General features: G+C 63.0%; 24 protein-coding genes. 13 read left to right on the forward strand and 11 right to left on the reverse strand.

Annotation, left to right across the window (positions count from 1 at the left end):
• Positions 1-435: a MarR family winged helix-turn-helix transcriptional regulator gene (locus ACZYTC_RS11505; RefSeq protein ID WP_488989640.1), complete on the reverse strand. Its 435-nt coding sequence runs from the start codon at positions 433-435 to the stop codon at positions 1-3.
• 107 nt (positions 436-542) lie between these two features.
• Between ACZYTC_RS11505 and ACZYTC_RS11510 the strand changes: the two genes are divergently transcribed.
• The 4 genes from ACZYTC_RS11510 to maiA all read left to right on the forward strand — a co-directional run bounded on the left by ACZYTC_RS11510 (position 543) and on the right by maiA (position 5379).
• Complete coding sequence (locus tag ACZYTC_RS11510; protein ID WP_488989641.1) at positions 543-1886, forward strand: MFS transporter; 1344 nt, start codon at positions 543-545, stop codon at positions 1884-1886.
• Between the two features lie 52 nt (positions 1887-1938).
• Entirely contained in the window at positions 1939-3297 is a 1359-nt protein-coding gene (hmgA, locus tag ACZYTC_RS11515; protein ID WP_488989642.1) for a homogentisate 1,2-dioxygenase, read from the forward strand.
• Complete coding sequence (gene fahA, locus ACZYTC_RS11520) at positions 3297-4604, forward strand: fumarylacetoacetase (RefSeq protein ID WP_488989643.1); 1308 nt, start codon at positions 3297-3299, stop codon at positions 4602-4604. The genes hmgA and fahA overlap by 1 nt, the downstream gene beginning before the upstream one ends.
• A gap of 139 nt (positions 4605-4743) precedes the next feature.
• Entirely contained in the window at positions 4744-5379 is a 636-nt protein-coding gene (maiA, locus tag ACZYTC_RS11525) for a maleylacetoacetate isomerase (protein ID WP_488989644.1), read from the forward strand.
• A 26-nt stretch (positions 5380-5405) separates the two neighbouring features.
• Here maiA and ACZYTC_RS11530 read toward each other — a convergent pair whose 3' ends face one another.
• On the reverse strand, positions 5406-6671 hold the full coding sequence (locus tag ACZYTC_RS11530; RefSeq protein WP_488989645.1) for an AGE family epimerase/isomerase: 1266 nt from the start codon (positions 6669-6671) through the stop codon (positions 5406-5408).
• 307 nt (positions 6672-6978) lie between these two features.
• On the opposite strand from ACZYTC_RS11530, the gene ACZYTC_RS11535 reads away from it, so the two are divergent.
• Together ACZYTC_RS11535 and ACZYTC_RS11540 are read left to right on the forward strand one after the other, a co-directional pair.
• A complete protein-coding gene (locus ACZYTC_RS11535) occupies positions 6979-7794 on the forward strand; it encodes a phytanoyl-CoA dioxygenase family protein (RefSeq protein ID WP_441772570.1) in 816 nt (271 codons plus the stop codon).
• A gap of 71 nt (positions 7795-7865) precedes the next feature.
• Positions 7866-8318, forward strand: a complete 453-nt coding sequence (locus tag ACZYTC_RS11540) for a GNAT family N-acetyltransferase (RefSeq protein WP_488989646.1) — start codon at positions 7866-7868, stop codon at positions 8316-8318.
• A gap of 17 nt (positions 8319-8335) precedes the next feature.
• Here the strand turns inward: ACZYTC_RS11540 and ACZYTC_RS11545 are convergent, their stop codons facing one another.
• The 4 genes from ACZYTC_RS11545 to ACZYTC_RS11560 form a co-directional block, all read right to left on the reverse strand.
• Positions 8336-8836, reverse strand: a complete 501-nt coding sequence (locus tag ACZYTC_RS11545) for a 2-thiouracil desulfurase family protein (RefSeq protein ID WP_488989998.1) — start codon at positions 8834-8836, stop codon at positions 8336-8338.
• Positions 8837-9521: 685 nt separating this feature from the next.
• Positions 9522-10823, reverse strand: coding sequence for a phosphopyruvate hydratase (gene eno / locus ACZYTC_RS11550; protein ID WP_488989647.1), 1302 nt, complete (start codon positions 10821-10823; stop codon positions 9522-9524).
• Positions 10820-11836: a phosphotransferase family protein gene (locus ACZYTC_RS11555; protein WP_488989648.1), complete on the reverse strand. Its 1017-nt coding sequence runs from the start codon at positions 11834-11836 to the stop codon at positions 10820-10822. Before ACZYTC_RS11555 ends, eno begins: the two co-directional genes overlap by 4 nt.
• Before the next feature lie 7 nt (positions 11837-11843).
• On the reverse strand, positions 11844-12440 hold the full coding sequence (locus ACZYTC_RS11560; protein WP_488989649.1) for a TetR/AcrR family transcriptional regulator: 597 nt from the start codon (positions 12438-12440) through the stop codon (positions 11844-11846).
• Between the two features lie 68 nt (positions 12441-12508).
• Between ACZYTC_RS11560 and ACZYTC_RS11565 the strand changes: the two genes are divergently transcribed.
• Positions 12509-12937, forward strand: coding sequence for a VOC family protein (locus ACZYTC_RS11565; protein ID WP_488989999.1), 429 nt, complete (start codon positions 12509-12511; stop codon positions 12935-12937).
• A gap of 157 nt (positions 12938-13094) precedes the next feature.
• Entirely contained in the window at positions 13095-13622 is a 528-nt protein-coding gene (locus ACZYTC_RS11570; RefSeq protein ID WP_434955938.1) for a DUF1269 domain-containing protein, read from the forward strand.
• 84 nt (positions 13623-13706) lie between these two features.
• Here ACZYTC_RS11570 and ACZYTC_RS11575 read toward each other — a convergent pair whose 3' ends face one another.
• Complete coding sequence (locus tag ACZYTC_RS11575) at positions 13707-14246, reverse strand: GNAT family N-acetyltransferase (protein WP_441772573.1); 540 nt, start codon at positions 14244-14246, stop codon at positions 13707-13709.
• A gap of 262 nt (positions 14247-14508) precedes the next feature.
• Between ACZYTC_RS11575 and ACZYTC_RS11580 the strand changes: the two genes are divergently transcribed.
• Both ACZYTC_RS11580 and ACZYTC_RS11585 read left to right on the forward strand, forming a co-directional pair.
• Positions 14509-15564: a hypothetical protein gene (locus tag ACZYTC_RS11580; protein ID WP_488989650.1), complete on the forward strand. Its 1056-nt coding sequence runs from the start codon at positions 14509-14511 to the stop codon at positions 15562-15564.
• A gap of 290 nt (positions 15565-15854) precedes the next feature.
• Positions 15855-16676 (forward strand): DeoR/GlpR family DNA-binding transcription regulator, encoded by an 822-nt coding sequence (locus ACZYTC_RS11585; RefSeq protein ID WP_488989651.1) that lies wholly within the window; start codon positions 15855-15857, stop codon positions 16674-16676.
• A gap of 407 nt (positions 16677-17083) precedes the next feature.
• On the opposite strand, the gene ACZYTC_RS11590 is transcribed toward ACZYTC_RS11585, so the two are convergent.
• Positions 17084-17791: an outer membrane protein gene (locus ACZYTC_RS11590; RefSeq protein ID WP_488989652.1), complete on the reverse strand. Its 708-nt coding sequence runs from the start codon at positions 17789-17791 to the stop codon at positions 17084-17086.
• Between the two features lie 293 nt (positions 17792-18084).
• Positions 18085-19020 (reverse strand): LysR family transcriptional regulator, encoded by a 936-nt coding sequence (locus tag ACZYTC_RS11595; RefSeq protein WP_434955934.1) that lies wholly within the window; start codon positions 19018-19020, stop codon positions 18085-18087.
• A 95-nt stretch (positions 19021-19115) separates the two neighbouring features.
• Between ACZYTC_RS11595 and ACZYTC_RS11600 the strand changes: the two genes are divergently transcribed.
• The 3 genes from ACZYTC_RS11600 to ACZYTC_RS11610 all read left to right on the forward strand — a co-directional run bounded on the left by ACZYTC_RS11600 (position 19116) and on the right by ACZYTC_RS11610 (position 20598).
• Positions 19116-19295, forward strand: a complete 180-nt coding sequence (locus tag ACZYTC_RS11600; RefSeq protein WP_488989653.1) for a hypothetical protein — start codon at positions 19116-19118, stop codon at positions 19293-19295.
• 41 nt (positions 19296-19336) lie between these two features.
• The gene (locus ACZYTC_RS11605) at positions 19337-19750 is read left to right on the forward strand and encodes a DoxX family protein (protein ID WP_434955932.1); all 414 of its coding nucleotides are present in this window, start codon (positions 19337-19339) and stop codon (positions 19748-19750) included.
• Between the two features lie 248 nt (positions 19751-19998).
• Positions 19999-20598, forward strand: a complete 600-nt coding sequence (locus ACZYTC_RS11610; RefSeq protein WP_434955931.1) for a nitroreductase family protein — start codon at positions 19999-20001, stop codon at positions 20596-20598.
• Positions 20599-20834: 236 nt separating this feature from the next.
• Here ACZYTC_RS11610 and ACZYTC_RS11615 read toward each other — a convergent pair whose 3' ends face one another.
• Positions 20835-22010, reverse strand: coding sequence for a CaiB/BaiF CoA transferase family protein (locus ACZYTC_RS11615; RefSeq protein WP_488989654.1), 1176 nt, complete (start codon positions 22008-22010; stop codon positions 20835-20837).
• Positions 22011-22054: 44 nt separating this feature from the next.
• Positions 22055-23452 (reverse strand): amidase, encoded by a 1398-nt coding sequence (locus tag ACZYTC_RS11620; RefSeq protein WP_488989655.1) that lies wholly within the window; start codon positions 23450-23452, stop codon positions 22055-22057.
• Positions 23453-23649 lie beyond the last annotated feature (197 nt).

Here is a 23649-nt window from a genome sequence, read left to right on the forward strand (position 1 = left end):
TCAGCGCAGGTCCATGCTGGCTTCGAGCTTGTCGAGGCCCCACAACAGCGCCTTGGCCTCCGGGCCAAGGGCCGCCAGCAAGGCGGCTTCGAACGCTAGCGCCCGCGGCACGATCTCGGCATAGACCCGCCGCCCCAGCGGCGTGAGGCTGAGGATCTCCTCGCGCCTGTCTTCCATGCTCTCGCGGCGTTTGAGCCAGCGGCGTTCCTCCAGCGCTCGCACGGCGCGGCTGACCTTGGTCTTGTGCATGGAGGAATGGGCACCGATCGCCTTCGCGCCCATCTCGTCGAATTCGCCCAATGTCGCCAGCACCCGCCATTCGGGCACCGTCAGGTCGTGTTCCGGGCCATAGACCGCCCGAAAGTCGCGCGATACCGCCGCTCCTATACGGTTGAGCCGATAGGGCAGAAAGTTCTCGAGGGTGAGCTTGGCCATGCTTTGATAGTTACATTATCGACAGTTACAACTGCAACTTCATAAATGAGCGGCCGCTTCTCTTCGGGAGGTCGCATAACCAAAGATCCGCGACCGGGAGGATGAAGATGGCTTCGATGGCGTCCCGCCTGAAGGTGATGCTTGCCGCCACATTGGGCTCGACACTGGAATGGTATGATTTCTTCATCTTCGCCGCGAGCACCGTGCTCGTCTTCAACAAGGTGTTCTTTCCTGCCGACGATCCTTTCGTGGGTACCCTACTCGGCCTCGGCACCTTTGCGGCCGGCTTCCTCGCCCGCCCCTTCGGCGGTATCGTCTTCGGCGTGATCGGTGACCGGCTCGGCCGCAAGAACACGCTGATCGTCAGCCTGTTGATGATGGGCGTGGCCACCGTCGCCATCGGCCTCCTGCCGACCTATGACACCCTCGGCGTCGCCGCTCCTCTCCTGCTCCTGCTCATCCGCATCTTCCAAGGCGTTGCGGTCGGCGGCGAGGCAACCGGCGCACTGACGATCGTGGCCGAATCTATGCCGGCCCGGCATCGCGGTTTCTGGACCAGCTTTCCGATGGCGAGCGGCCCGGCCGCCAATGTCCTCGCCCTCGGCATCCTCGGCCTCGTGCAGCTCTGGCTCGGCGAGGAGGCCTTCCTGGCCTGGGGCTGGCGCATTCCCTTCCTGCTTTCGATCGTGCTGATCGCCCTCGGGTTCTGGGCCCGCCGGCAGGTGGATGAATCGCCGGCCTTCCTCGAGATCAAGTCGGAAACCGAAATCGCCCATGCGCCGCTGGCCGAAGCCTTTGCCACCCAGAAACTGTCGATGGCCAAGGTCTTCTTCGTCAAGGCAGCCGAGAACACCCTGCTCTATCTGTTCTCGACCTTCGTCCTGCTGCTGGCGACCACCCGGCTCGGGCTCAGCCGTGCCCAGGCCATCGATGTCGTCCTCGTCGCTTCGCTCGCCTCCCTGCCCGTCATCCTCGGTTCGGGCTGGCTTAGCGACCGCATCGGGCGCCGGCCCGTGATGATCGCAGGCTTCGTCGGGGCCACGGCCGCCGCCTTTGCCCTGTTCACCCTCGCGAAGGGTGAGGCGCCATCGGCTCTCTACCTTCGCGCCATCCCGGCCCTGTGCGCCCACGGGTTCCTGCTGGGCGGCCTTGCCCCCTATGTCACCGAGATGTTCCCGACGCGCGTGCGCTACACGGCCCTCTCCGCCTCCTATCAGGCCGCATCCGTGCTCGGCGGTTCGGTCGCGCCGCTGATTGGTGCTCTCCTGATCGGGCGCACGGGTACGCCGATGTCAGTCGCCATCTATGCGGCCTTGATGGTCGTGCCGGCCCTGCTGGTGCTCATATTGACGCCGGAGACCCGTGGTAGAGCCGCAGATGGCGACGCCTCCAAGCAGCCCAGCGCCAGTCCCTTCGGGCAGGAGGATCTGCAGCACCGGACGCACCTTTGATGGTTACAAACGCAACGATTATATCAGGAACGTTCGAATTCAGGAGGCGATCATGGATCTCCAGTCTCCCCGACCAGACAGCGATCGAAAAGGCGAGGCCGTCAGCGCTATCCAGGCCGGCTACATGTCGGGCTTCGGCAACGGCTTCGAAACCGAGGCACTCCCGGGCGCCCTGCCCCTCGGCCGCAACTCCCCCCAGCGCTGCGCCTATGGGCTTTATGCCGAGCAGCTCAGCGGCTCGCCTTTCACGGCACCGCGCACCACCAATGAGCGCTCCTGGCTCTACCGCATCCGGCCAACGGTGAGCCATTGGGGCGCGTTCACCAAGGCCGATATCGGTTTCTGGCGCACCGCGCCCGCCCCCGAGGTCGAGGTTCCGATCGCGCCGCTACGCTGGGATCCGCTCCCCATCCCGGCCGAACCGGTTTCCTTCCTCAACGGCGTGCACACCTTGACCACGGCCGGCGACGCCGCCACCCATTCCGGCATGGGTGCTCACGTCTATCTGATCACCCGCTCGATGGTGGACGACTATTTCTACAATGCCGATGGCGAGTTGCTCTTCGTGCCGCAGCAGGGTTCGCTGCGCCTCGCGACGGAGTTCGGCATCATCGATATCGAGCCGGGCGAGATCGCCGTCATCCCGCGTGGCGTGAAGATCCGGGTCGAGCTCCGGGATGGCCCGGCCCGCGGCTATCTGTGCGAGAATTACGGGGGCGCCCTCACGCTGCCCGAACGCGGCCCGATCGGGGCAAATTGCCTCGCCAACCCGCGCGACTTCCTCACCCCTGTCGCCGCCTATGAGGACCGGGAGGTGCCCTCTCGCCTCTATGTCAAATGGGGCGGCATTCTCTGGTCCGCCGCGATCAACCAGTCGCCGCTCGACGTGGTGGCCTGGCACGGCAATTATGCGCCCTACAAATATGATCTCAGGCGCTATTCACCGATCGGGCCGGTGCTCTACGACCACGCCGACCCGTCCATCTTCACCGTGCTGACCTCGCCCTCGGAAACGCCCGGCACCGCCAATATCGATTTCGTGATCTTCCCGGATCGCTGGCTGGTGGCCGAGAACACCTTCCGGCCGCCCTGGTATCATATGAACGTGATGAGCGAATTCATGGGCCTGGTCTATGGCCAGTACGATGCCAAGACTGGCGGCGGCTTCGTGCCGGGCGGCGCCTCGTTGCACAACATGATGCTACCCCATGGCCCTGATCTGGACGCCTTCGAGAAAGCGAGCTGTGTCGAACTCAAGCCGCACCGGCTGGAAAATACGCTGGCCTTCATGTTCGAATGCCGCTTTCCGCAGCGCGTGTCCGCCTATGCCGCCGGCTCCGACGCCCTGCAGAAGGACTATGGCGGCTACGGCCACAAGATGACCAAGCACTTCGACCCCAACAGGCCCTGATGTCACAGCTCGATCAGACCCATGACCCCGCTTTGACCAGTTGGGTCGCCTCCGCGAACGGCCATGCCGATTTCCCGATCCAGAACCTGCCGCTCGGCATCTTCAGCCCCGGAGGCGCGACGCCGCGCGCTGGCGTCGCCATCGGCGATGCCATCCTCGACCTGCGCGCCGTCCTCGATGGCGGCCTGCTCAGCGGCGCCGCCGAACGGGCCGCCGAAGCCAGCCGGGGCAACGACCTCAACGGCTTGCTGGCCCTAGGCCCTGGCCCACGGCGTGCCCTGCGCCAGGCGCTCTCCAGCCTCCTGGCCGAAGCCAGCTCGCTGCGTCCCAGGGTAGAGCCTTTGCTGTACAAGGCATCCGACTGCTTGCTCCAGCTGCCGGCCCGGATCGGCGACTACACCGACTTCTATGTCGGCATCCACCACGCCACCGCGGTGGGCAAGCTGTTCCGCCCCGACAATCCGCTCCTGCCCAACTACAAATATGTGCCGATCGGCTATCACGGCCGTGCCTCCTCCGTCCTTGCGTCGGGAACGACGATCCAGCGCCCGCGCGGCCAGTCGAAACGGCCGGAGGCCGAGATTCCCGTCTTCGGCCCGAGTGCACGGCTCGACTATGAGCTCGAACTCGGCGTGTGGGTCGGACCCGGCAACGACCTCGGCGCCCCGATCGGGATATCGGCCGCAGGCGACCAGATCGCAGGCCTCTGCCTGCTCAACGACTGGTCGGCCCGCGACATCCAGGCCTGGGAATATCAGCCTCTCGGCCCCTTCCTCGCCAAAAGTTTCGCCACCACCATCTCGCCCTGGATCGTCACGGCCGAAGCGCTTGCCCCCTTCCGCATCGCGCAGGCGCCCCGCCCCGCGGGCGATCCGGCGCCGCTTGCCTATCTCAACGATGCAGGCGACCAGGCCCTGGGCGCTTTCGATATCGAATTGGAGGTCCTGCTGACGACTGCCGAATTGCGCAGCCAGGAGCTCGCAGCCCATTGCCTGGCTCGCTCCAATGCCAGGCACATGTATTGGACCGTAGCGCAGATGCTAGCCCATCACAGCTCCAATGGCTGCAATCTGCGCCCGGGCGATCTCATCGGTACGGGCACCATTTCGGGGCCTGGACAGGACGCCTGCGGCAGCCTGCTCGAGGCCAGTCAGAGCGGCAAGAACCCCATCCGCCTCGAAACGGGCGAGGAGCGGCGCTTCCTCGAGGATGGCGACGAGGTGATCCTCAAGGGCCGCTGCCGGCGCGAAGGCTTTGCCTCCATCGGCTTCGGGGAATGCCGTGCGATGATCCGGCCAGCGCTATAGTCTCGCCATAAGGATGGAGGCTGGCGCGGGTTTGGTGTGCCGATCTCGCTCCGTCACGTGATGGAACTGAGGAGATTGGCACACCGGATTTCTTGCGTATTGGCTCTGCGCATCGCCATGACAGGAAGGCAACGCGACCATGAAACTCTACACCTATTGGCGTTCCACCTCGTCCTATCGGGTCCGGATCGCCCTTGCCCTCAAGGGCCTGGAAACGGAACAGGCCTTCATTCATCTCGTGCGCAGTGGCGGCGAACAGCATGGCGAGGCCTATCGGGCTCTCAATCCGCAGGAGCGCGTGCCCACGCTGGTGCTCGATGACGGCAATGCTTTGACCCAATCCCCTGCCATCATCGAATATCTCGAAGAAACCTATCCGGTACCGCCACTGCTGCCTTCCGACCCCACGCGGAGAGCCAAGGTGCGCGCCGTCGCCGCCATCATTGGCTGCGACATCCAGCCTTTGCACAATCTCGGCCCGCTGACCTATCTGCGCCGGACGCTCGGCCAGGCCGAGCCGGAGGTCGACGCCTGGATCGCGACCTGGGCCGGCTCGGGGCTGAAGGCAGTCGAGGCGTTGATCGGCGACGGCCCCTATTGCTTCGGCGAAACACCGGGGCTGGCCGATGTCTATCTCATCCCGCAGCTCTACGCCGCCCGCCGCTTCGGCGTGCCGCTCGACGCCTATCCTCGCATCCGCCGCGTCGAGGCCGAGGCCGAAGGACATCCCGCCTTCGTCAAGGCACATCCGGTGAACCAGTCCGACAGCGAGTGAGGTGAGGAAACGAGTGGCGCGCCGCCCTAGATCTTCACCCCCTCGGTGATCAGCCCGCGCGTGATGCTGCCTGTGGTAGGCAGCAGCGGAATGAGGCAGGCCTGGAGAGCGTGATAGATGTCGACCTTGCCGTAGAACGGGCCGGTGTTGGGCTTGAGGTCGTCGCCGAGCTGGGGGAACCAGCCGCCATGTACCTTGTCGATGAAGCGGGCGGCGCTGAAGTTCCAGATAGTACGGTACCATTCTTCGTAGTAACCGTCGCCATCAGTGGCGTTGAGGAAAGCCGCCGCGCCGATACCCTCGCAGCAGGGCCACCAATAGCGATCGCGAATGCGCGCCGCGCCGGTCCAGTCGAGCGTATAGTAGAAGCCGCCCTTCTCGTGGTCCCAGCCGTCCTTGACGGCCTGGCGGAACAGGTTGGCAGCAGCGTCGGGCAGCCAGGTCAACTTGCGCCCGCCCAGTTCCCAGAGCTGCAGCAAAAGACGGGCCCATTCCAGCCAGTGCCCTGGCGTGGTGCCGTAGGGACGGAAGACCGGGCTGCCGGAATAGTCCTTGTTGAGTTGCCAATCCTGGCTGAAATGCTCGGGCAGATGCCAGCCATTCTCGGCGGCGTGGCGCCGCACGATCAGGTCGGCGATGCGCTCGGCCTTATTGAGATAGGTGTTGTCGCCGGTTGCCTCGAAGGCTGCCATCAGGGCTTCGGTCAGGTGCATGTTCGAGTTCTGGCCGCGATAATTGTCGAAGGGCTGCCAGTCCCGCGTGAACTCCTCCGCGGTGGCGCCGGGGCCTGCCTCCCAGAAATGCTCATCCAGTATGGTGGAGATGTCTGCCAGCAGCCGGTCGGCGTCGGGGTGTCCGGCGACCTTGGCGCTGGAGGCTGCGAGCAGCACGAAGGCATGGCCATAGGCCTGCTTGGTATCATCGGTCGGCCCTTCATAGCCGACGCCCCAGAAATAGCCGCCCTTGTCCTTGTCGCGATGGCCGTTCCAGATGAAGTCCATGCCGTGATCGATCATCACGTCGGCGCCGGGGCGCCCCATCAGATGGGCGATGGCAAAGCAATGCACCATGCGCGTGGTCGCATGGATCTGGCGAGTCGGCCGGCTGCCGGGCGGCTGTCCCGGCGCGAACGGCTTGCAGGCCATGTCGAGGTCGTAAAAGCCACCGAGGGGATTGAGACTGTTCTGTTCGAATACGGAGAACAGCGTATCCGCCTGCTGCAAGAGCCAGGCTCGGTGGCTTGATAACGTCACCCATTTCGGCGTGGCAGAAGCGGAAGCGGCGGACGTCATCTGAAGTCTCCTCGATACGGCATGGATTGGGGCGTCGAGCCCGCCCCTGCTTAGAACAGCTCGGACGCCCGCGCCACTGATTGGTATGAAGAAACAGCGGCGATGTGGTTGACCCACGCACGTGCATGCCTATGCTGGAGCGGCCATGATGACGCAAACATTCAACGTCGCCACCGTCTTCTTCCTCGTCGGCTAGCGGCTGACAGAAGACTGGACGCCGGTCCGCTCCGCCGGACCTGTCGCCGTGAACCACACGGCTGTCGTCGTTCGCCCCTGTCGGCAGAACGGCGCGATGATTGAGATTGTCATGCCCAAACACCCGGAAGGATGCGCGCTCGATGCTGCGCAGATCGAACGATTCATCGAAGACGGCTTCGTCCGGATCGACGGGGCCTTTTCCCGCGAACTGGCAGACCAGGTCCGCGCCATCCTATGGCGGGACATCCCCTGCGATCCCGACGATCCCGCCACCTGGACGAGCCCCGTGATCCGGCTCGGCGGCTATGGCGGCGGCCCGTTCCAGGAGGCAGCCAATACGCCCGTCCTCAGATCCGCCTTCGACCAGCTCGTCGGCAGCGGGCGCTGGTATCCGCGCGACGGGCTCGGCAGTTTCCCGGTGCGCTTTCCCCATCCGGACGATCCGGGTGACGCCGGCTGGCATGTCGACCTCTCCTTTCCAGGCGAGGACTGCGATCCCAATGAGCGCACCGACTTCTCGGCCTGGCGCGTGAACATCACCTCGCGCGGGCGGGCTCTGCTCATGCTGTTCCTGTTCTCCGATATCGGGCCCGAGGATGCACCGACCCGCATCCGTGTCGGCTCGCATCTGGACATGGCTCGTTATCTCGCACCGGCAGGCGAGGCCGGCCGCTCGCACATGGATCTGGAACAGATGGGCGCCCGGCGGCAGCAGACGCTGGCCACGGGTGAGGCCGGCACGGTCTATCTCTGCCATCCGTTCCTGGTACACGCTGCCCAGAAACATCGGGGCTCGGCGCCGCGCTTTCTGGCCCAACCTCCCCTGATGCCAAAGGAGCCTTTCCGGCTGCAGCGCGAGGACGGCGACTATTCACCCGTGGAGATTGCCATCCGGCGCGCCCTCTTGGAGCGTGTGCAAACCTGACGACGGCCGCTCTCTCCGGCCGGCGACCGGAGAGAGCGGGGATGTCGCCCGCCGTTCTTCAGGAGGACATCATGGTCCAAGCCCTGCGCCTGGCCACCACCGCCGACCTTCCGGCCATCGAACATATCGTCGAGGCGGCATACACGCCCTATATCGCACGCATCGGTCGCAAGCCCGGACCGATGCTCGATGATTATGCCGCGCTGGTGCGCGCAGGGCGTGTGCGCGTGAGCCCTCTCGACGGCAATGTCCTGGGCATCCTCGTCCTGATCCCCCAAGAGGATGTGATGCTTCTGGACAATATCGCCGTCGCTCCCGCAGCGCAGGGCCGAGGATTGGGCCGCCGCCTGCTCCAGGCTGCCGAAAACCTCGCCCGCGAAGCGGCCTATCGGCAGATCAGGCTCTACACCAATGAGGCGATGACGGAGAATATCGCGCTCTACGCCCGTAGCGGCTATGTCGAAACCCATCGCGTCGAGGAAAAGGGCTTGCGCAGGGTCTATATGGAGAAAGATCTGGCCTGATGCGGGCGGCCCCTCCTTCAGCCTGCGTCGACGCTTTCCAGCCTGGCCTCGAGAGCAGCGATTTCCGACGGGGTGAAAACTTCCAGGCCTTCCGCCCGCAGGAGTGCGGCCGTGACGCCGGCACCGGCATGTTTTCGCCCGGCGAACGCGCCGTCGTAAATATAGGCACTGCCGCAGGACGGGCTACCGTCGATCAAGAGCGCGAAGCGACAGCCCTCCGCCCGCGCCAAGGCCAGAGCGCTCCGCGCCCCATCGAGATAGAGCGCGGTCACATCGGCGCCGTTACGGTCGACCACGCGCGCGGTGCCCGCCAGGACATCGCGGCCCGACAGCCCCTCGGCGATCTCGGCCGGCGGCCGGGGCACGCTGAACCCTCCGGCAAGCTCGGGGCAGACGACGACGAGGCGTCCTTCGTCGCGCCAGCGCGCGAGGGCCGGATGATCCAGCGTCTTCGCCGCCCCGTCATAGCGTACCGGTCGCCCTACGAGACAGGCGCTCACCAGGATCTTGGCCGTCATCGCCACTCCGCATCGTTCCTGCGTATCGTCGCTGTGATAGGGCCATGCACACGCCGCCACAACCTTGAGCTCGCGTTCGATCCGGCTGCGGGCTCTCAGATCGTTCACGTTCCCCGGCCCTCAGGATGTCCGAATGACACGGCCTGCAAACAGGCGCTACCGAGTATTGCTGCAGCCAAACGGCACCGCTTTGGTACCTCTCTGGTATCAGTCCAGTCATACTCTGGTTCTATTCTCAGAAGCCCATGACGGGATTCGAGGATGTGACCAGGCCTCAAATATCACGAATTGTCTTAGGATTCCTACATATCGCCGGAGTTCATGTCAGACAATTTTCGACCATTCAAGCAATTAATCGATTTATCCGATGACGGCACCGTGCATGGCACTTTTTTGTATTGCCGAGTGTAGCCAGCTTTGTTACGGGATGGCGCAAGCTTGTGATGAAGTTATGGAGCTGCAGACGCCTTATTTGCCGGGAGATGCTTAACTTTAGCATTCAAGCGCAGATTTCGATTGCGAAAACTTAACGTCATGCAAGTAAATGCCAGCCGGAGGAGGAAGACAGGCGCTCCCTCCTCCGGCTTTTTTTGCTTGCTGCCCCGGCGCCCCATCACCCCAGCGGGCAAGCAGCCTTTTCAGCTCCCTGTCAAACCGGACCGACAAGACACCTTGGCGCAGTCTCTCAGGCGGCGCCCTGTCGGCGGTTGAAGGGTAAGGCTTCGATACCCGCAAAGCGTGCCTTGGGTCCCAGGGCCTCCTCGATGCGCAGGGCTTCGTTCCATTTCGCCATGCGTTCGGAGCGAGCGAAGGATCCGACCTTGAGCTGGCCGGCGTGCCAGCCAATGGCGAGGTGTACGATGGCGACATCCTCGGTCTCGCCGGAGCGTGCCGATACGATCGTGCCAAAACCGGCACGCCGTCCCGCCTCGCAGGCAGCCCTCGCCTCGCTGACCGTGCCGGCCTGGTTGACCTTCACCAGCACGGCATTGACGGTTTGGTTCCTCACCGCCTCTTCGACCAACCCGGCATTGGTAACCAGGAAATCATCGCCGATCACCTGAATGCGATGACCCACGGCCGCGGTAAAGCGTGCGAGCCCCTCGGCATCATCCTCGGCAAAGGGATCTTCGATCGAAAGAATGGGATAGCGCTCACACCAGCCGAGGAGATAATCCGCCATGCCGTCCCGATCGAGCTCGCGCCCTTCCAGGCCGAGCCGATAGCGCCCGCCGCGGCCAAATTCGGAGGCGGCGACATCGAGCGAGATCACCACCTCGTCGCCCGGCGTGAAACCGGCGCGCTCGATGGCCAGGACCAGGGTATCAAGCGCCTCTTCATTGGAGCTGAAGGCCGGCCACCAGCCTCCTTCATCCGCGACGCCCTGCAGCAGGCCGCGCTCGGCCATGATCCTGCCGGCCGCAAGATAGACCTCGGCCGTGGTTTCGAGCGCCTCGCCGAAGCTCGCCGCCTTCGGCGCCATCACCATGAAATCCTGGATGTCGGTGCGGCGGCCGGCATGGGCCCCTCCGCCGAAGATCTGGATTTCCGGCAGGGGAAGCGTGACCGCCTCCTCCCCTGCCAGATATCGCCATAGCGGCAAGCCTCGGCTGGCGGCGGCGGCGTGCAGCACAGCGAGCGAGACGGCGACGGTGGCATTGCCGCCGAGTCTTTGTTTGGTCGGCGTGCCGTCCAGCGCGATCAGCGCCTCGTCCAACCCCGCCTGGTCGAACGGGTCGCGGCCGATCAGTAGCGGCGCGATCTCCCCGCGCACGCTGGCAATTGCCCCTTGGACATCGAGGCCCCCCAGCTTTTCGCCGCCATCGCGGCGCTCGAGCGCCTCGCGGCTGCCGCGGGACGCACCGGCCGGCGCGATCCCCCGCGCGATCGTGCCGTCGCTGAGCTCAACTTCGGCTTCGACGGTGGGGCGACCACGGGAGTCCCAGATACGGCGGGCAGCAAGTCTACGGATGGCTATATCGATCATTGGCGGGTCCAGGCATTGGCGATGGCGATCAGGTCTTCAACGGGATCGGCGATCAGAGGCCTGGCGAAGCGGCGCACGGCTTTCCGTTCCTCCTCCAACGTCAGATATTCGACGGGCGACTTGCCATCCACGCGCGCCAGAAACAGCACAGGCAGTAGGGCGGCGGCCCTGGCCTCGAAAGCGGCGCGGTCCTCCCAGTCGATCCTAGCGAAATATGCGTTGACCAAAGCCTCGAAGGCATCACGATAGGCCGCGCGGGGCACGCCCTGCCGAGCCCCCTTCAACATGAGATGATTGAGGCAGAAGGCGAGATCGAAAGCCGGATCGCCAAAGCAAGCACATTCGGCATCGAGGAAAACGGGGCCCGTCTGCCCGCACAGGATGTTCTTCGGGCTGACATCGCCATGGATCAGAGCCTTCCTGGTGGCGAGCGTGCGGGCGGCGACGGCCTCAATCTTGGCCGACAGATCGGGATGGGCGCGGGCTGTGGCGATGAGATAGGGCTCGATGCGGATCGGCCCGAAGGTCGCGTCATTGGCAAAGCGCACCGCAAGCCCGGCTTCCTGCGCGCTGGCGGCATGAATGAGGCCGAGATCGGCGCCGACGCGCCCCGCAAATGCCGTATCGATCTGCTGGTCCAGCAACTGCGCCTTCCAGACCGGATTAAGCTTGGGGGACAAAAAGGCCATGGCAAACAGGCCAAGTTGCTCGTCCTCGCCAAGCAAAGTGGGTACACCGTCGGGCAACCAACGGCCGACCTGGCGGATCCAGGCCGCCTCCGCCGCATTGCGGTTCGTCGGCGCCTCCCAGACGGCTGCCACCTTGAGGCGAGCCAGCGCCCGCTTGACGCAAAAGCGCCGGTTCGAGGTTTCGACCAGGTGGATGTCGGAGGAAACCCCGCCCGTCAACGCTGTAAAGCGCGCCGTCTCTTTCTGCCCGAGCAGCCCCATCCGGCGCAACGCGGCGGGGAGCGTCAGCCAGGCATCATCGGATTGGTGATCGGATTGCGCCATCGGATCCTCATCTGGCCGCAGGACGAAGGCCGCCGAGCACGGCCCGGATGAGCGTCCGCCATACTTCCCCATTCGCCCCCGCTGCAATGGACAGCGCCGCCCTGTCATAGACAGCCGACAGGAGCAGCGCCGCCTCTTCGACGGGCACAGGCCGCAACCACCCGCTTGCGATAGCGGCGGCGACGCCTTCGCGCAACGTGCGTCCGCCATGGGCGGCATCGATGGCATCCACCGTCTCACGGCCCAGCACGGCCGGCGCCTCGATCAGCAAGAGCCGGGTACGTCCGGGTTCGGACATGGCGACCAGAAAAGCCTCGCCGCCGGCGATCAGTGCCTCCATCGCGCCGGGTTCTTCCGGTGCCGCCCGCTCGATCTCGTCGGCCAGCGCGGCATTCTCTGCCTCGACGACAGCCCGGAACAGCGCCTGCTTGTCGGCGAAATGATGATAGAGCGCACCACGGGTCACCCCCGCTTCCGCTACCAATTCGGGCGTTCCCGTATCGGCATAGCCCTTGGACACGAACAGGCGCCGTGCAGCCGCGATCAAGGCCGCCCGGGTTCTCAGCGTCCGATCCTGATTGGAGCGTCGGCTATCTTCTTGCATACATACAGCCTGTATGTTACTGAAAAACATTCAGACTGTATGTTTAAAAGGGAGGCGCAGGAATGTCCATGAAGATCACCAGCTATTATCCCGTGATCATGACAAGGCAGGTGGCCGCCACCGCGGCCTTCTATGTCGAGCATCTGGGCTTCCGGATCCTGTTCGAGGCCGACTGGTATGTGCATTTGCAATCGGCGGCCGACGAGACCATCAATCTCGCCGTGCTCGACAGCGATCACCATACCATTCCCGAACAGGGGCGCGGCGGGCAGGTCGGCGGCCTTCTGCTCAATTTCGAAGTCACCGACGTCGATGCCGAATATGCAAGGCTCAAGCAGGCAGGTTTACCGATCCTGCTCGAATTGCGCGACGAGGCATTCGGGCAGCGCCATTTCATCACGGCCGATCCCAATGGCGTACTGATCGACGTGATCAAGCCCATCCCTCCTACGCAGGAATTCGCCGGCAATTATGCCATCGACGCGGCATCGCCGTGAAACCCAGCTCGGAAGGACATTCAAATGGGTGCCCTCGTGCGCCGAGGAGAATGCCCGATCCGTGCCCGACAATGGTCACATGGATTCAATAGGCTTGCGGGATAAATGTCCTTCATGGCGCAATGCGCGCCATGACAGGTGAACACAGGAGCTCTTGATGTCCGATCTTATTGTCGTCGGCTTTGATTCCATCGATGAGGCAGACAAGGTTCTGCTCAAGCTGGACGCGCTCAAGAAGGAATATCTGGTCGATCTCGAAGATGCGGTAGTGGTCACCCGCAATGCCGAGGGCAAGGTTCATCTCAAGCAGAGCATCAACCTGACCGGCATCGGCGCAAGTTCGGGCCTGCTCTCCGGGGCGCTGTGGGGCGGGCTTGTCGGCCTGCTCTTCCTCAATCCGCTGGCCGGCTTCGCCATCGGCGGCGCCGTCGGCGCGGGCGTCGGCGCCCTCTCCGGCTCCTTGGCTGATTACGGCATCGACGACGACTTCATCAAGTCGCTCGGCCAGACCATTCCCAACAATTCATCGGCCCTGTTCGTGTTGGTCCGCAAGGTCCAGCCCGAGAAGGTTCTTGCCGAATTCAGCGGCCTCAAGGGGCGGGTGATCAAGACCTCGCTGTCGCCGGAACAGGAGCAGAAGCTGCAGGAGGCCCTGTCGGCAGCGCCCGCTACGACCAACGGCTAAGTCCTGTGCTCACATGCAGCGGCCAACCCAGCGGCACGCCGCTGCATGTCCTCGCCTGGGTTCTGCGTCCGGAAGCGGAATGCCTCAACGCCCGGTCTCTTCGAGCGAGGCGAAATCGCTTTGCGTCATCTGGTAGCGTCTCCAGATCGCACCTTGATCATCGCGCACGCCGGCGTCGCTCAGGCCCAGCTTCTGCGCGACGCGCAGCGAAGCGGTATTGCGGGGAGCGATCTCTGCCATGATCCTGTCAGCCTTCAGCGTGGTAAAGGCGTGTCGAATCACCGGCATCGCCGCCTCGGTCGCATATCCCCTGCCCCAGGCCTCCCGCACCAGCCGCCAGCCGATCTCGATCTCGGGCCCGATGCCGTCCGCCGGAATGAGCAGGATCCAGCCCAGGAAGCGATTGGGCTGATGCTTTTCGACAACAGTCCCATAGCCCAGTCCCGGCCCGTAATCGGCCTGCATGCGCCGCCTGACGAAGGCTTCGTGCTGCTCCGGATCGTGCCACGGGCCAGGAATATGCTTCGTGACTTCCACATCGCGATCCATGACGAGACAGGCCTCGAAGTCGACCATGGTACGCGGCCGGACCAGCAGGCGCTGCGTTTCGAAACTCGGCAGCACGGCATCCCTCCTTCAACCCGGCGCGATCGGCAGGTGCCTTAGCCCCGCAATGCGGGAGCGAACAACACACCTCATCCATGCAAATTTGCATCGCGATCCGCAAGGTTTCCAGTCCATGCCGGGTGTGGCGACAATTCCAGCAAAAGGAAAACTTTGCACTGGTTTGAAAGATTTTGATCGTATATGAGTGTCATTGAAATGAATGCGACTCGCCGCAGCGAGGAAGCGGCGGCATTCATCGCCAGTCCAAGGAGCCTATGCGATGGCCTATCCCCAAACCCGTCTCGACCAGAAACTGCGCAATATCCGAGCGGGCAATTACAAGCGATCCGATTTCATCATCGCCGATGCTAAGGATGGCGACATGGGCTCTGGCCTTGCCGCGACCGGCTTTGCCCGCAGCGATGATGGCGGCCAGGGCCGTATACGCACGCGTGCCGAATTTCTCGATCAGATCCAGACCATCGTCGAACAGGATATCGTCGACATCATGCTGGTGTCGGCCTCCAATCTCGAACTGCTGCACGAGCGCGGCGTCTTCCGCAATTCGGCGGTGAAACCCTCCATTCGCGCCAATGACACCACCGATTGCTGGGGTGGCGTGCGTCACCAGGCCTATACCAAGCATCCCTCCCGCCATTTCCGGACCGCCAACCTTTCGCGCGTCATGTACGGCACCAACGAGCCTGCGATCGGTGCACCCGTGATCGGCACCGATCTCGGCCTTTATTCGGTGACCTTCCTCAACGACATCGATCACGATTACGAGGCGCTCGATGCCTTCGCTGCTTTCCGCGAAGAGGCCGCCGACAACAATTTCAAGTACTTCTTCGAAGTCTTCAATCCGAATGTCGATTGCGGCCTCGATCGGGCCCAGATCGGCGAATACATCAATGACAGCATCCTGCGCTGCCTGGCCGGCGTGACCAAGGCGGACCGGCCGCAATTCCTCAAGATCGTCTATAACGGTCCCAAGGCGCTGGAGGAATTGGCGAGCTTCGATCCCGATCTGGTGGTCGGCGTGCTCGGCGGCGGCGCCGGCACCACCCGCGACACCTTCGAGCTGCTGCACCAAGCCGAAAAATATGGCGGTCGTGTCGCTCTATTCGGCCGCAAGATCAACCTGGCTGAGGATCCGCTCGCGCTACTGGGGCTGATGCGTCAGGTCGCCGACGGCACCGTCGCTCCCGACGAGGCGGTCAAGGCCTATCATGGCGAACTTGCCAAGAATGGCCTCAAGGCCAAGCGCAGCCTGGACGATGATCTGGCGATCACCGAGGATGTGCTCAAGCCGGCGGCCCTGAAGAAGGTCGCCTGACCGAAACGGTCCCAGCCCTTTGGCTGGAGCAAGGCTGCTCTAGCCAATCCATTGGACTGGCTGAAAACATGGAGCTCGGGCAAACAAGCGTTCAGTCATGAACAGACCTTGCTCCAGGCAAGGCGGGTCGCTGTGATCCGCCTTTTGTCCATCTGGGAAAGAGCGCACTTTAATGGCAGAATCTGCAAGATTGTGCGTAAGTCTGGGCAATATCGTCTGACTGCGTCGAGGCGGCCCGTACCTGTCGCGGTCCTTTCGATGGTCAGTCCGCCCCAAGGAGTCCGCTTTATATGGAAGCCGCCACCAAACGCGTCGAGATCATCCCCGCCAAAAGGCGGGCGCTCATCTTGGAGCATCTGCGCATCAATGGGGCCGCCTCCATCCAGGAACTGGCCGACTCGATCGGCGGTTCGCAGTCGACCATTCGCCGCGACCTCGAACATTTGATGGAAGGCGGCTATCTCGAACGCACCCACGGCGGCGCCCTGCTCGTGCCGCCGCTGCAGGCGACCTTCGAACGTGAATCGCAGATCAATGCGCATATGCAACGCGCCCAGAAGATCGCCATCGGCGTCGAAGCGGCCTTGCGCATCAACAACCGCGAGAGCGTGATCTTCGAAGCCAGTTCCACCGTGATGGAAGTGGTGCGGGCGGCCGCCCTGCGCGACCTCTCCCTCACCGTCGTCACCAACAGCCTGGAGATTGCCCAGGTGAGTTCCGACGTGCCGAGCTGGCGCGTGATCATGCCCGGCGGCACCATCCGGCCGGGCGGCTGGCGCTCGCTCTGGGGCGAGCCGGGCGAGAGCTTTTTCAACACCGTGCATGCCGATGTCTGCGTCACCGGCGCCTATGCCGTAAGCGGCAATGTCCTCACCGATGCCGCCCTCGAGGTCGCTTCGCTCAAGCGCAAGATGATCCAGTCCTCCCGGCGCACCATCGTGGTGGTCGACAGTTCGAAATTCTCGGCGCCTTCGTTCTCGACCTTCTGCGAGCTATCCGCCATCGACGAATTGATCACCGATGACGGCATCAGGCCCGAACATCTGGAAGCGCTTCATAGCTACGGCACCAAGGTCACCGTGGTGCCGATGAAGGGGACCATCTCCCGCTGACCGTTGTAGGCGGAGCCACCAATACCTCGCCATGACACACGGACTACTGCGAAATTGGCTAAAAGCCCCGTCTCAACGGCTTTGAGTCCTGCAACGCCTTTCGATACACCGGCCTTGATGAAGACGCATCCGCTACTTGCAGTGGCTGAAACTAACCTCCAGCATTCGGACCTCAACATTTCGCCTCATCTCCAATGCAATCACGTTATCGTTCTGTCGCCTCCGTTGATGCAGGTCGAAAGGAGGGACAATGGATATGCAGTGCCTCCTATCCCTTTTGCCTCCCTCATTTTTTATTTCTTCGTCGCCCCACTGCTTGCGGCAGGCGACCGAGTTGCACTGTTAATACAGGCTTTTAAATAAAAAAGGCCCGGCAAAGTTGCCGGGCCTACTAAAATCTCTACCAATCAGAACTTATAGCTAATACCTGCTTGCACCGTGTGCAACTTAACGTCCATGCGCTCAATCACACCCGGATAGGCGGGGGCGAGGGAACGGGAGGTATTACCATAATCGGTGTAGCGATATTCGAGACGGGCACTCCAATTGTCCGTGAAGGCGTATTCTAGGCCCGCACCTATCGTCCACCCAGTCAGCGTCTTGGACCAAGGCACAAGAGCGGGGCTTAGCCCCGATCCGACACCGGGGCCGCCAGCAAAGCGAAAGTCACCGAACGAAACACCGCCCGTGATATAGGGCAGAAATCTATCGAACGCATAACCGAAGCGAGCCCGGACAGACCCCTGCCAGCGCAGCTTGGCGCTGCCACCGCTAAAGCCGCCGAAAGGATTGTCGAAATCGCCCTTTACATCTGAACCGTCGATATCAGCTTCAAGGCCAACCACCACCGGGGTTTCAAACTGATAATTATATCCGGCATGCACGCCGCCGATAAATCCATCCGGGGTGAAGTCGCCATGCGGGACCGGACCATTGAAGCGGGCCTTGGTGTCGCCCCACCCATATCCTGCATGGGCACCGACGTAAAATCCCGTCCAGGTAAATGGCATTACGATCGGCGCGGTCGGCTCCACAACCTGAGGAGCCAAATCAGCAGCGAACGCCCCACTTGAAACAACTGCCAATGCGGAAACAGCAATAAGAAGACGCTTCATAACTACCCCCGAGAGAAAGCCTTAGCTGAGATCTAGCATAGGAATTGGAGGCAGGCTGTAGCAATTTTACATCACCTTGGGGATTCTTGTACACGCACTCCTGTATAAAAAATAGAACAGACACACACCCTCTCGCAGATGACCAAAAGAATTCATGTATAAATTCAATAAAAATATAATATTTTTAAATTATATACCCAAATCCTAAAGTATATTCGTTGTCACCTTGATCCATTGAGGCTAGTTTTGCCCCAATTGTCCCTAAGAACTCACCGACCTGCCGATCACTCGGCTTACGCTGCGCTGCGCGCAGCCGCGAGCGCCTCGCCGGTCTCGTCCAGCGCCGCCTTGAGCTTGGCAAGCAGCCAGCTCGCCGCAGGACCGAGGGCCGTATCCGTGCGCCGGATGCTCTGCAGGGGATAGAGATTGCGATCCCAACCCGTCATGGCGAGACGAACGAGCCGGCCCGCGGCGATGTCGTCATTCACCATGTCCTCGGGCATGCTGCCCCAGCCGATGCCGGAGCGGAGCAGCATGAATTTGGCGCCGAGATCGGCGATGCGCCACGTCTTCGAGCTGAGTACGCCGAATTCCTGCCCTTCGGTGAATTTGGAGCGGTCCGTCAGCACGAGTTGTACATGCTCCTGCGCCCGGACATCGGCCTCCTCGCTACCGAGGCTGGCCAGAGGATGGGAAGGAGCAGCCACGGGGATCAGGCGGATCGAGCCGATGCCCCGCCTCTCGATGCCGATGATGTCGCGCGACAGGGGCCCGCCCACGCCGAGATCGGCGATGCCGTCGAGCACATGCTGGGTGACGGCGCCGAGCGCCTCGACATGCAGGCGCAGTGATACGGTGGGAAATTCCGCCTGGAAGGCGTTCAGTACCCGCACCAGGGCGCAGGGCGGCAGCATGACGTCGACCGTCAGCGTGACTTCCGCCTCCAACCCCGAGGTCAGGCCCTTGGCCTTGGCGATCAGGCTGCCCACGCCCCGCGCCACCACGCGCGCTTCGGCCAGCATGGCCTTGCCCGCCTCGGTCAATTGGGGCTTGCGGGTGGAATCGCGATCGAAAAGCTCCAGACCGAGCTGGGCTTCCAGATTGGCGATGGTGTAGCTGACCACCGAGGTTGCACGCCCGAGCTGGCGGGCCGCGCCAGCGAAGCTGCCGGCCTCGACGATGGCAAGGAAGACCTGAAGCTGGTCAAGCGTGGGGCGCGGATCAGACATATCAATTTTCTCGAACCTAATTGTCTATATTATCCAGATTTTCTTGAACATCAATCTCTGAGATAACAGCGCCAAGTTCAGATGAGGTGCTCGCCATGTTCATCACCAGCCTGTTGGATTGCCTGTTCGGACGCAAAGCCGGTCTCTCCGCTCCAGTCAAGGAGCAGGTCCTGCCACCGCCGAAGATCCATGTCGTGTCCCTTGCCCCCTCGGGTGCCACGGATGCGCTGGCCAGGGCGCTGGAAACCGCGCACTTCACCGACACCAAAGCCTGAGCGGCCCCTCCGCTCCCCTCCTTAAAAAAAGAGAAACCCCCATGTCCTCAGACGTTCGTTACACCCCGCTCCTTGGCCGCGTGCTGATCGCCGCCATCTTCCTTCTCAGCGGCTTCGGCAAACTCACGGCCCCTGCTGCCACCGCCGGCTACATCGCCACCGTCGGCCTGCCGCTGCCCTATCTCGGCGTGGCTATCGCCATCGTGGTCGAGCTCATCGGCGGCCTGCTGCTGATCGTCGGCTACCAGACCCGCCTTGTCGCCCTCGTCATGGCGGCGTTCTCGGTCGCCGCCGCCGCATTCTTCCACAACAATCTGGGCGACATGAACCAGTTCATCCACTTCTTCAAGAACATCGCCATGGCTGGCGGCCTGCTGCAGGTCGTCGCCTTCGGTGCCGGCAGTCTCAGCGTCGACGCCGTCCTCAACAACCGGAAAACCGTTGCGACCGCCTGAGGAGGAAGGCCGGGCCAGCCCGGCCTTGCGTCGCCAACTGCCAGACGGATCGAAGCGATCCGTCTGGCCTTTTGGCAAAATCGACCAGCCCTCCGATGCAAGCGCTACGACATCTCAACTTTTTCGGATCTAACCATCGAGATTATCGTGATTTCCACGGCGTCTCTTTCGAGACATGGAAAGCTGCGATAGAACCTGCCGCAAATGACGGCTCCTCCTCGCCGTCGAGAAGATAGAGAAGACTCCCCATGTCCAAGACCTTCATCGACCATATCAAGACCCGCCGCACGCAATATGCCCTGGGCAAGACATTGCCCAAGAGCCAGGAAGAGATCTCGCTGCTGATCCAGGACGTGATCAAGCATGTGCCCTCCTCGTTCAATTCGCAGAGCTCACGCGCCGTGATCCTGTTCGGCAAGCAGAGCGACAAGTTCTGGCACCTGACCAAGGAGATCCTGCGCAAGATCGTGCCGGCTGACAGCTTCGCCTCGACCGAGGGCAAGATGGATGCCTTCGGCGCCGGCGCCGGCACCGTGCTGTTCTTCGAAGACCAGGATGTGGTGAAGAGCCTGCAGGAGAAGTTCCCGCTTTACGCCGACAACTTCCCGGTCTGGTCCGAGCAGTCGGGCGGCATGGCCCAGTTCGCCGTGTGGACGGCGCTGGCCGAGCATGGCATCGGCGCCAGCCTGCAGCACTATGCACCGCTGGTCGACGAGGCCGTGCAGAAGGAATGGCATGTGCCGACGTCCTGGAAGCTGCGCGCCCAGATGCCGTTCGGCTCCAACGAGCAGCCCCTGCCCGAGAAGAGCTTCATGAACGACAATGACCGCTTCAAGGTCTACGCCTGAAGACATCGGCGCGTACCGGAGGTAATTCCGGTCGATGACATGAACGAGGCCGCCGCATGGCGGCCTTTTTTCGGGATAGCCGCCATCTCGTTCGTGAGTACTATCGTGACGGGGTAGGCGCGAAATCGGAGGGTCGATCTCCAGATCGACCAATTTGGAAACACCGGGTATGATAGCGAGTGAAGACGGTCGATCTGGAGATCGACCCTCCGTGTTTTGCCCCCCGCAAGCGCCCCTTACACCTTCGGTAGGTCCGGGCTCGCGGTCCGCGCCACCATCGGCTCGCCGTCGATCAGGATGGGCGTGCGCACGGAGGGAATGGAGCCCCCCTTCACCCTGGCATGCGGCAGGTCGACGATCATGCCGCGATGGGTGGCCTGCACATCGTGCAGAGCGTCGGCGACCGAATTGATCGGCCCGGCGGGCACGCCGACCTTTTCCAGAGACGCCAACAGGTCCGCCCTGGTCCGCCGCCCGGTCAATCCGGCGATCAGGGCCGCCAGCGTATCGCGGTTACGCACCCGGTCCTTGTTGGTGAGATAATCGGGATGGGCCGCGATATCCTGGATGTTGAGCACGCCGCAAAGCTTGACGAACTGGCTGTCATTGCCACAGGCGATGATGAGGTGGCCGTCGCTGGCCGGAAATACCTGATAGGGCACGATGTTGGGATGGGCATTGCCCATGCGGGTGGGGCTCTTGCCGGAGGCCAGATAATTCATCGCCTGGTTGGCGAGTACCGAGAGCTGGACGTCGAACAGCGACATGTCGACATGCCCTCCGAGACCCGTCATCTCGCGCCGGCGCAGGGCTGCCTGCACACCGACCACGGCATAGACCCCGGTGAAGACATCCGCGAAGGCGACGCCGATCTTCTGCGGCTCGCCGTTCGGATCGCCGGTCAGGTCCATGATGCCACCCATGCCCTGGATCATGAAGTCGTAACCTGCCCTGGAGGCATATGGACCATCTTGTCCAAATCCCGTGACCGAGCAAGTGACCACGCGTGGGTTGATCGCCTTCAGGCTTTCATGGTCGAGGCCATATTTCTTCAGCCCGCCGACCTTGAAATTCTCGAGCACGACATCGGCCTCGCGCACGAGGGCGCGGACCTGCTCTGCCCCCTCGGCGGTCTCGAAATTGAGGGCGACCGAGCGCTTGCCACGATTGCAGGAGTGGAAATAGGCCGCGCCGAGATTCTCGCCATCCTCCGTGGTGATGAAGGGCGGTCCCCAGGTGCGGGTGTCGTCGCCCTGCCCCGGCCGCTCCACCTTGATGACCTCGGCGCCAAGATCGGCAAGCAACTGCCCGGCCCAGGGCCCCGCCAGGATGCGGGCGAGTTCGAGCACGCGCACGCCATGCAGCGGCTTAGGCGGATTGTGGGTGGGAAGGTCCGGCAGAGGTGTCCACATGATGGCTTCAAGGGCTTTCTTAGGAAAAACGTTTCGGAGATGCGTCAGACGGCGGCCGGGGGGAAGGCGGGAGGCCGCAGGCCTTCGATCCATTTGGCCAAGGCCAGCACGCCGCGATCATCATGCCGATGGCCAACGATCTGCACGCCGGCCGGCATGCCGCTGGCCCCGAGGCCCATCGGCACGGAAATGACGGGGCAGGAACTGGTCAGGTTGAAATGGCCGGTCATGTCGACCGATTTGAAGCGACCGTCGGGCAGGATCTCGTCGCGCTCGCGCCGGGCAGGATCGGCGAAGGGCGCAGTCGTGCAGGTCGTCGGGCACAGAAGGGCATCGTAGCCCTTGAGCACTTCGGCAAAGGCTCGCCACAGAGCGGTGCGCCGATGCTCGATGGCGCGCAGCTTGACGGCATCGAGCTTGCGGCCCGCCTCGATCAGCGCGACCACGTTCGGATCGAGATCGCCGCGATGCCCTTCCAGGAGATGGCCGACATCGCCCGCAAAGCAGTAGGCCCACAGATCCTCCCAATCGAGCACCGACTGCACGCTGAACGGTGTCTTCACCCAGGTGATCTCGGCACCGGACCGAGCGAGATCGTCGATCAGGCGATGGAACAACTCGGCGACTTCGTCCGAGATCGCATGGGTGTCGAGATCGAGCGAGACGGCGAGGCGCGGCCGGGTCGGCGACGATGCGACGGGAAAAGCCGGCGGCAAGGCCGGCAGCGACAGGGCATCCGCATCGTCAGGCCCCTCACTGACAGCCAGGAACAGGGCCGCGTCGTCGACGCAGCGCGCCAGCGGCCCGAAATGGGCGAGCGTGTCATATTGCGTGCGCAGGATGTCCATCGGGATGCGGCCGAAACTCGGCTTCAATCCGACTACCCCGCAGAGCGAAGCGGGAATGCGCACCGAACCACCCATGTCGGTGCCTTCGGCCAGCATCACGCAGCCTGCCGCGACCGCTGCCCCCGAGCCGCCGGAAGAGCCGCCCGCGCTGAGCTCGGTATTCCACGGATTGCGGGTGATGCCCCAGAGGGGGCTCTGGGTGTTGCCGGAATAGGCGAATTCGGGTGTGGTGGTGTGACCGACGATGACGGCACCAGCCTCCTTCAGGCGACGCACGATCACCGGATCATGCTCGGCGACATGATCGCGGAAGACCTTGGAGCCGAAGGTCGTCAGCTTGCCTGCGATAGGCGTGAAATCCTTGATGCCAACAGGCACGCCGCACAGGGCCTGGCCTGCGCGCTCGGCAAGAGGCAAGGCATCGATGCGGGCGGCCTGCTCGCGTGCTTCTTCGGCATAGATCTCGGTGAAGCAATTGATCCTTGGCTGCGCCAGAGTCGATCGGGCAAGGCTGGCCTCGGTCGCTTCGAGGGCGGATGCCCGGCCGTTCCTGATCGCTTCGGCCAGTGCGACCGCGCTGTTGAACTCCGCCATGGATCCCCCCTTCAGACTCAGCGGGCCTCAACCTAGCGGCAAGAACGCTATCGCGGTAGGGGCTGCGACGTCACTGCAGGCCGCGGTTCCGGCCTTCGCCATGACATCTCAAAGATGGCCGCGGATTGAATGATTCCTTCGATATCACAGCGCAGCCCCTCACCCTTACCCTCTTCCCGTAAAAACGGGGCGAGGGG

The organism is Labrys sp. F242, from assembly GCF_057813875.1.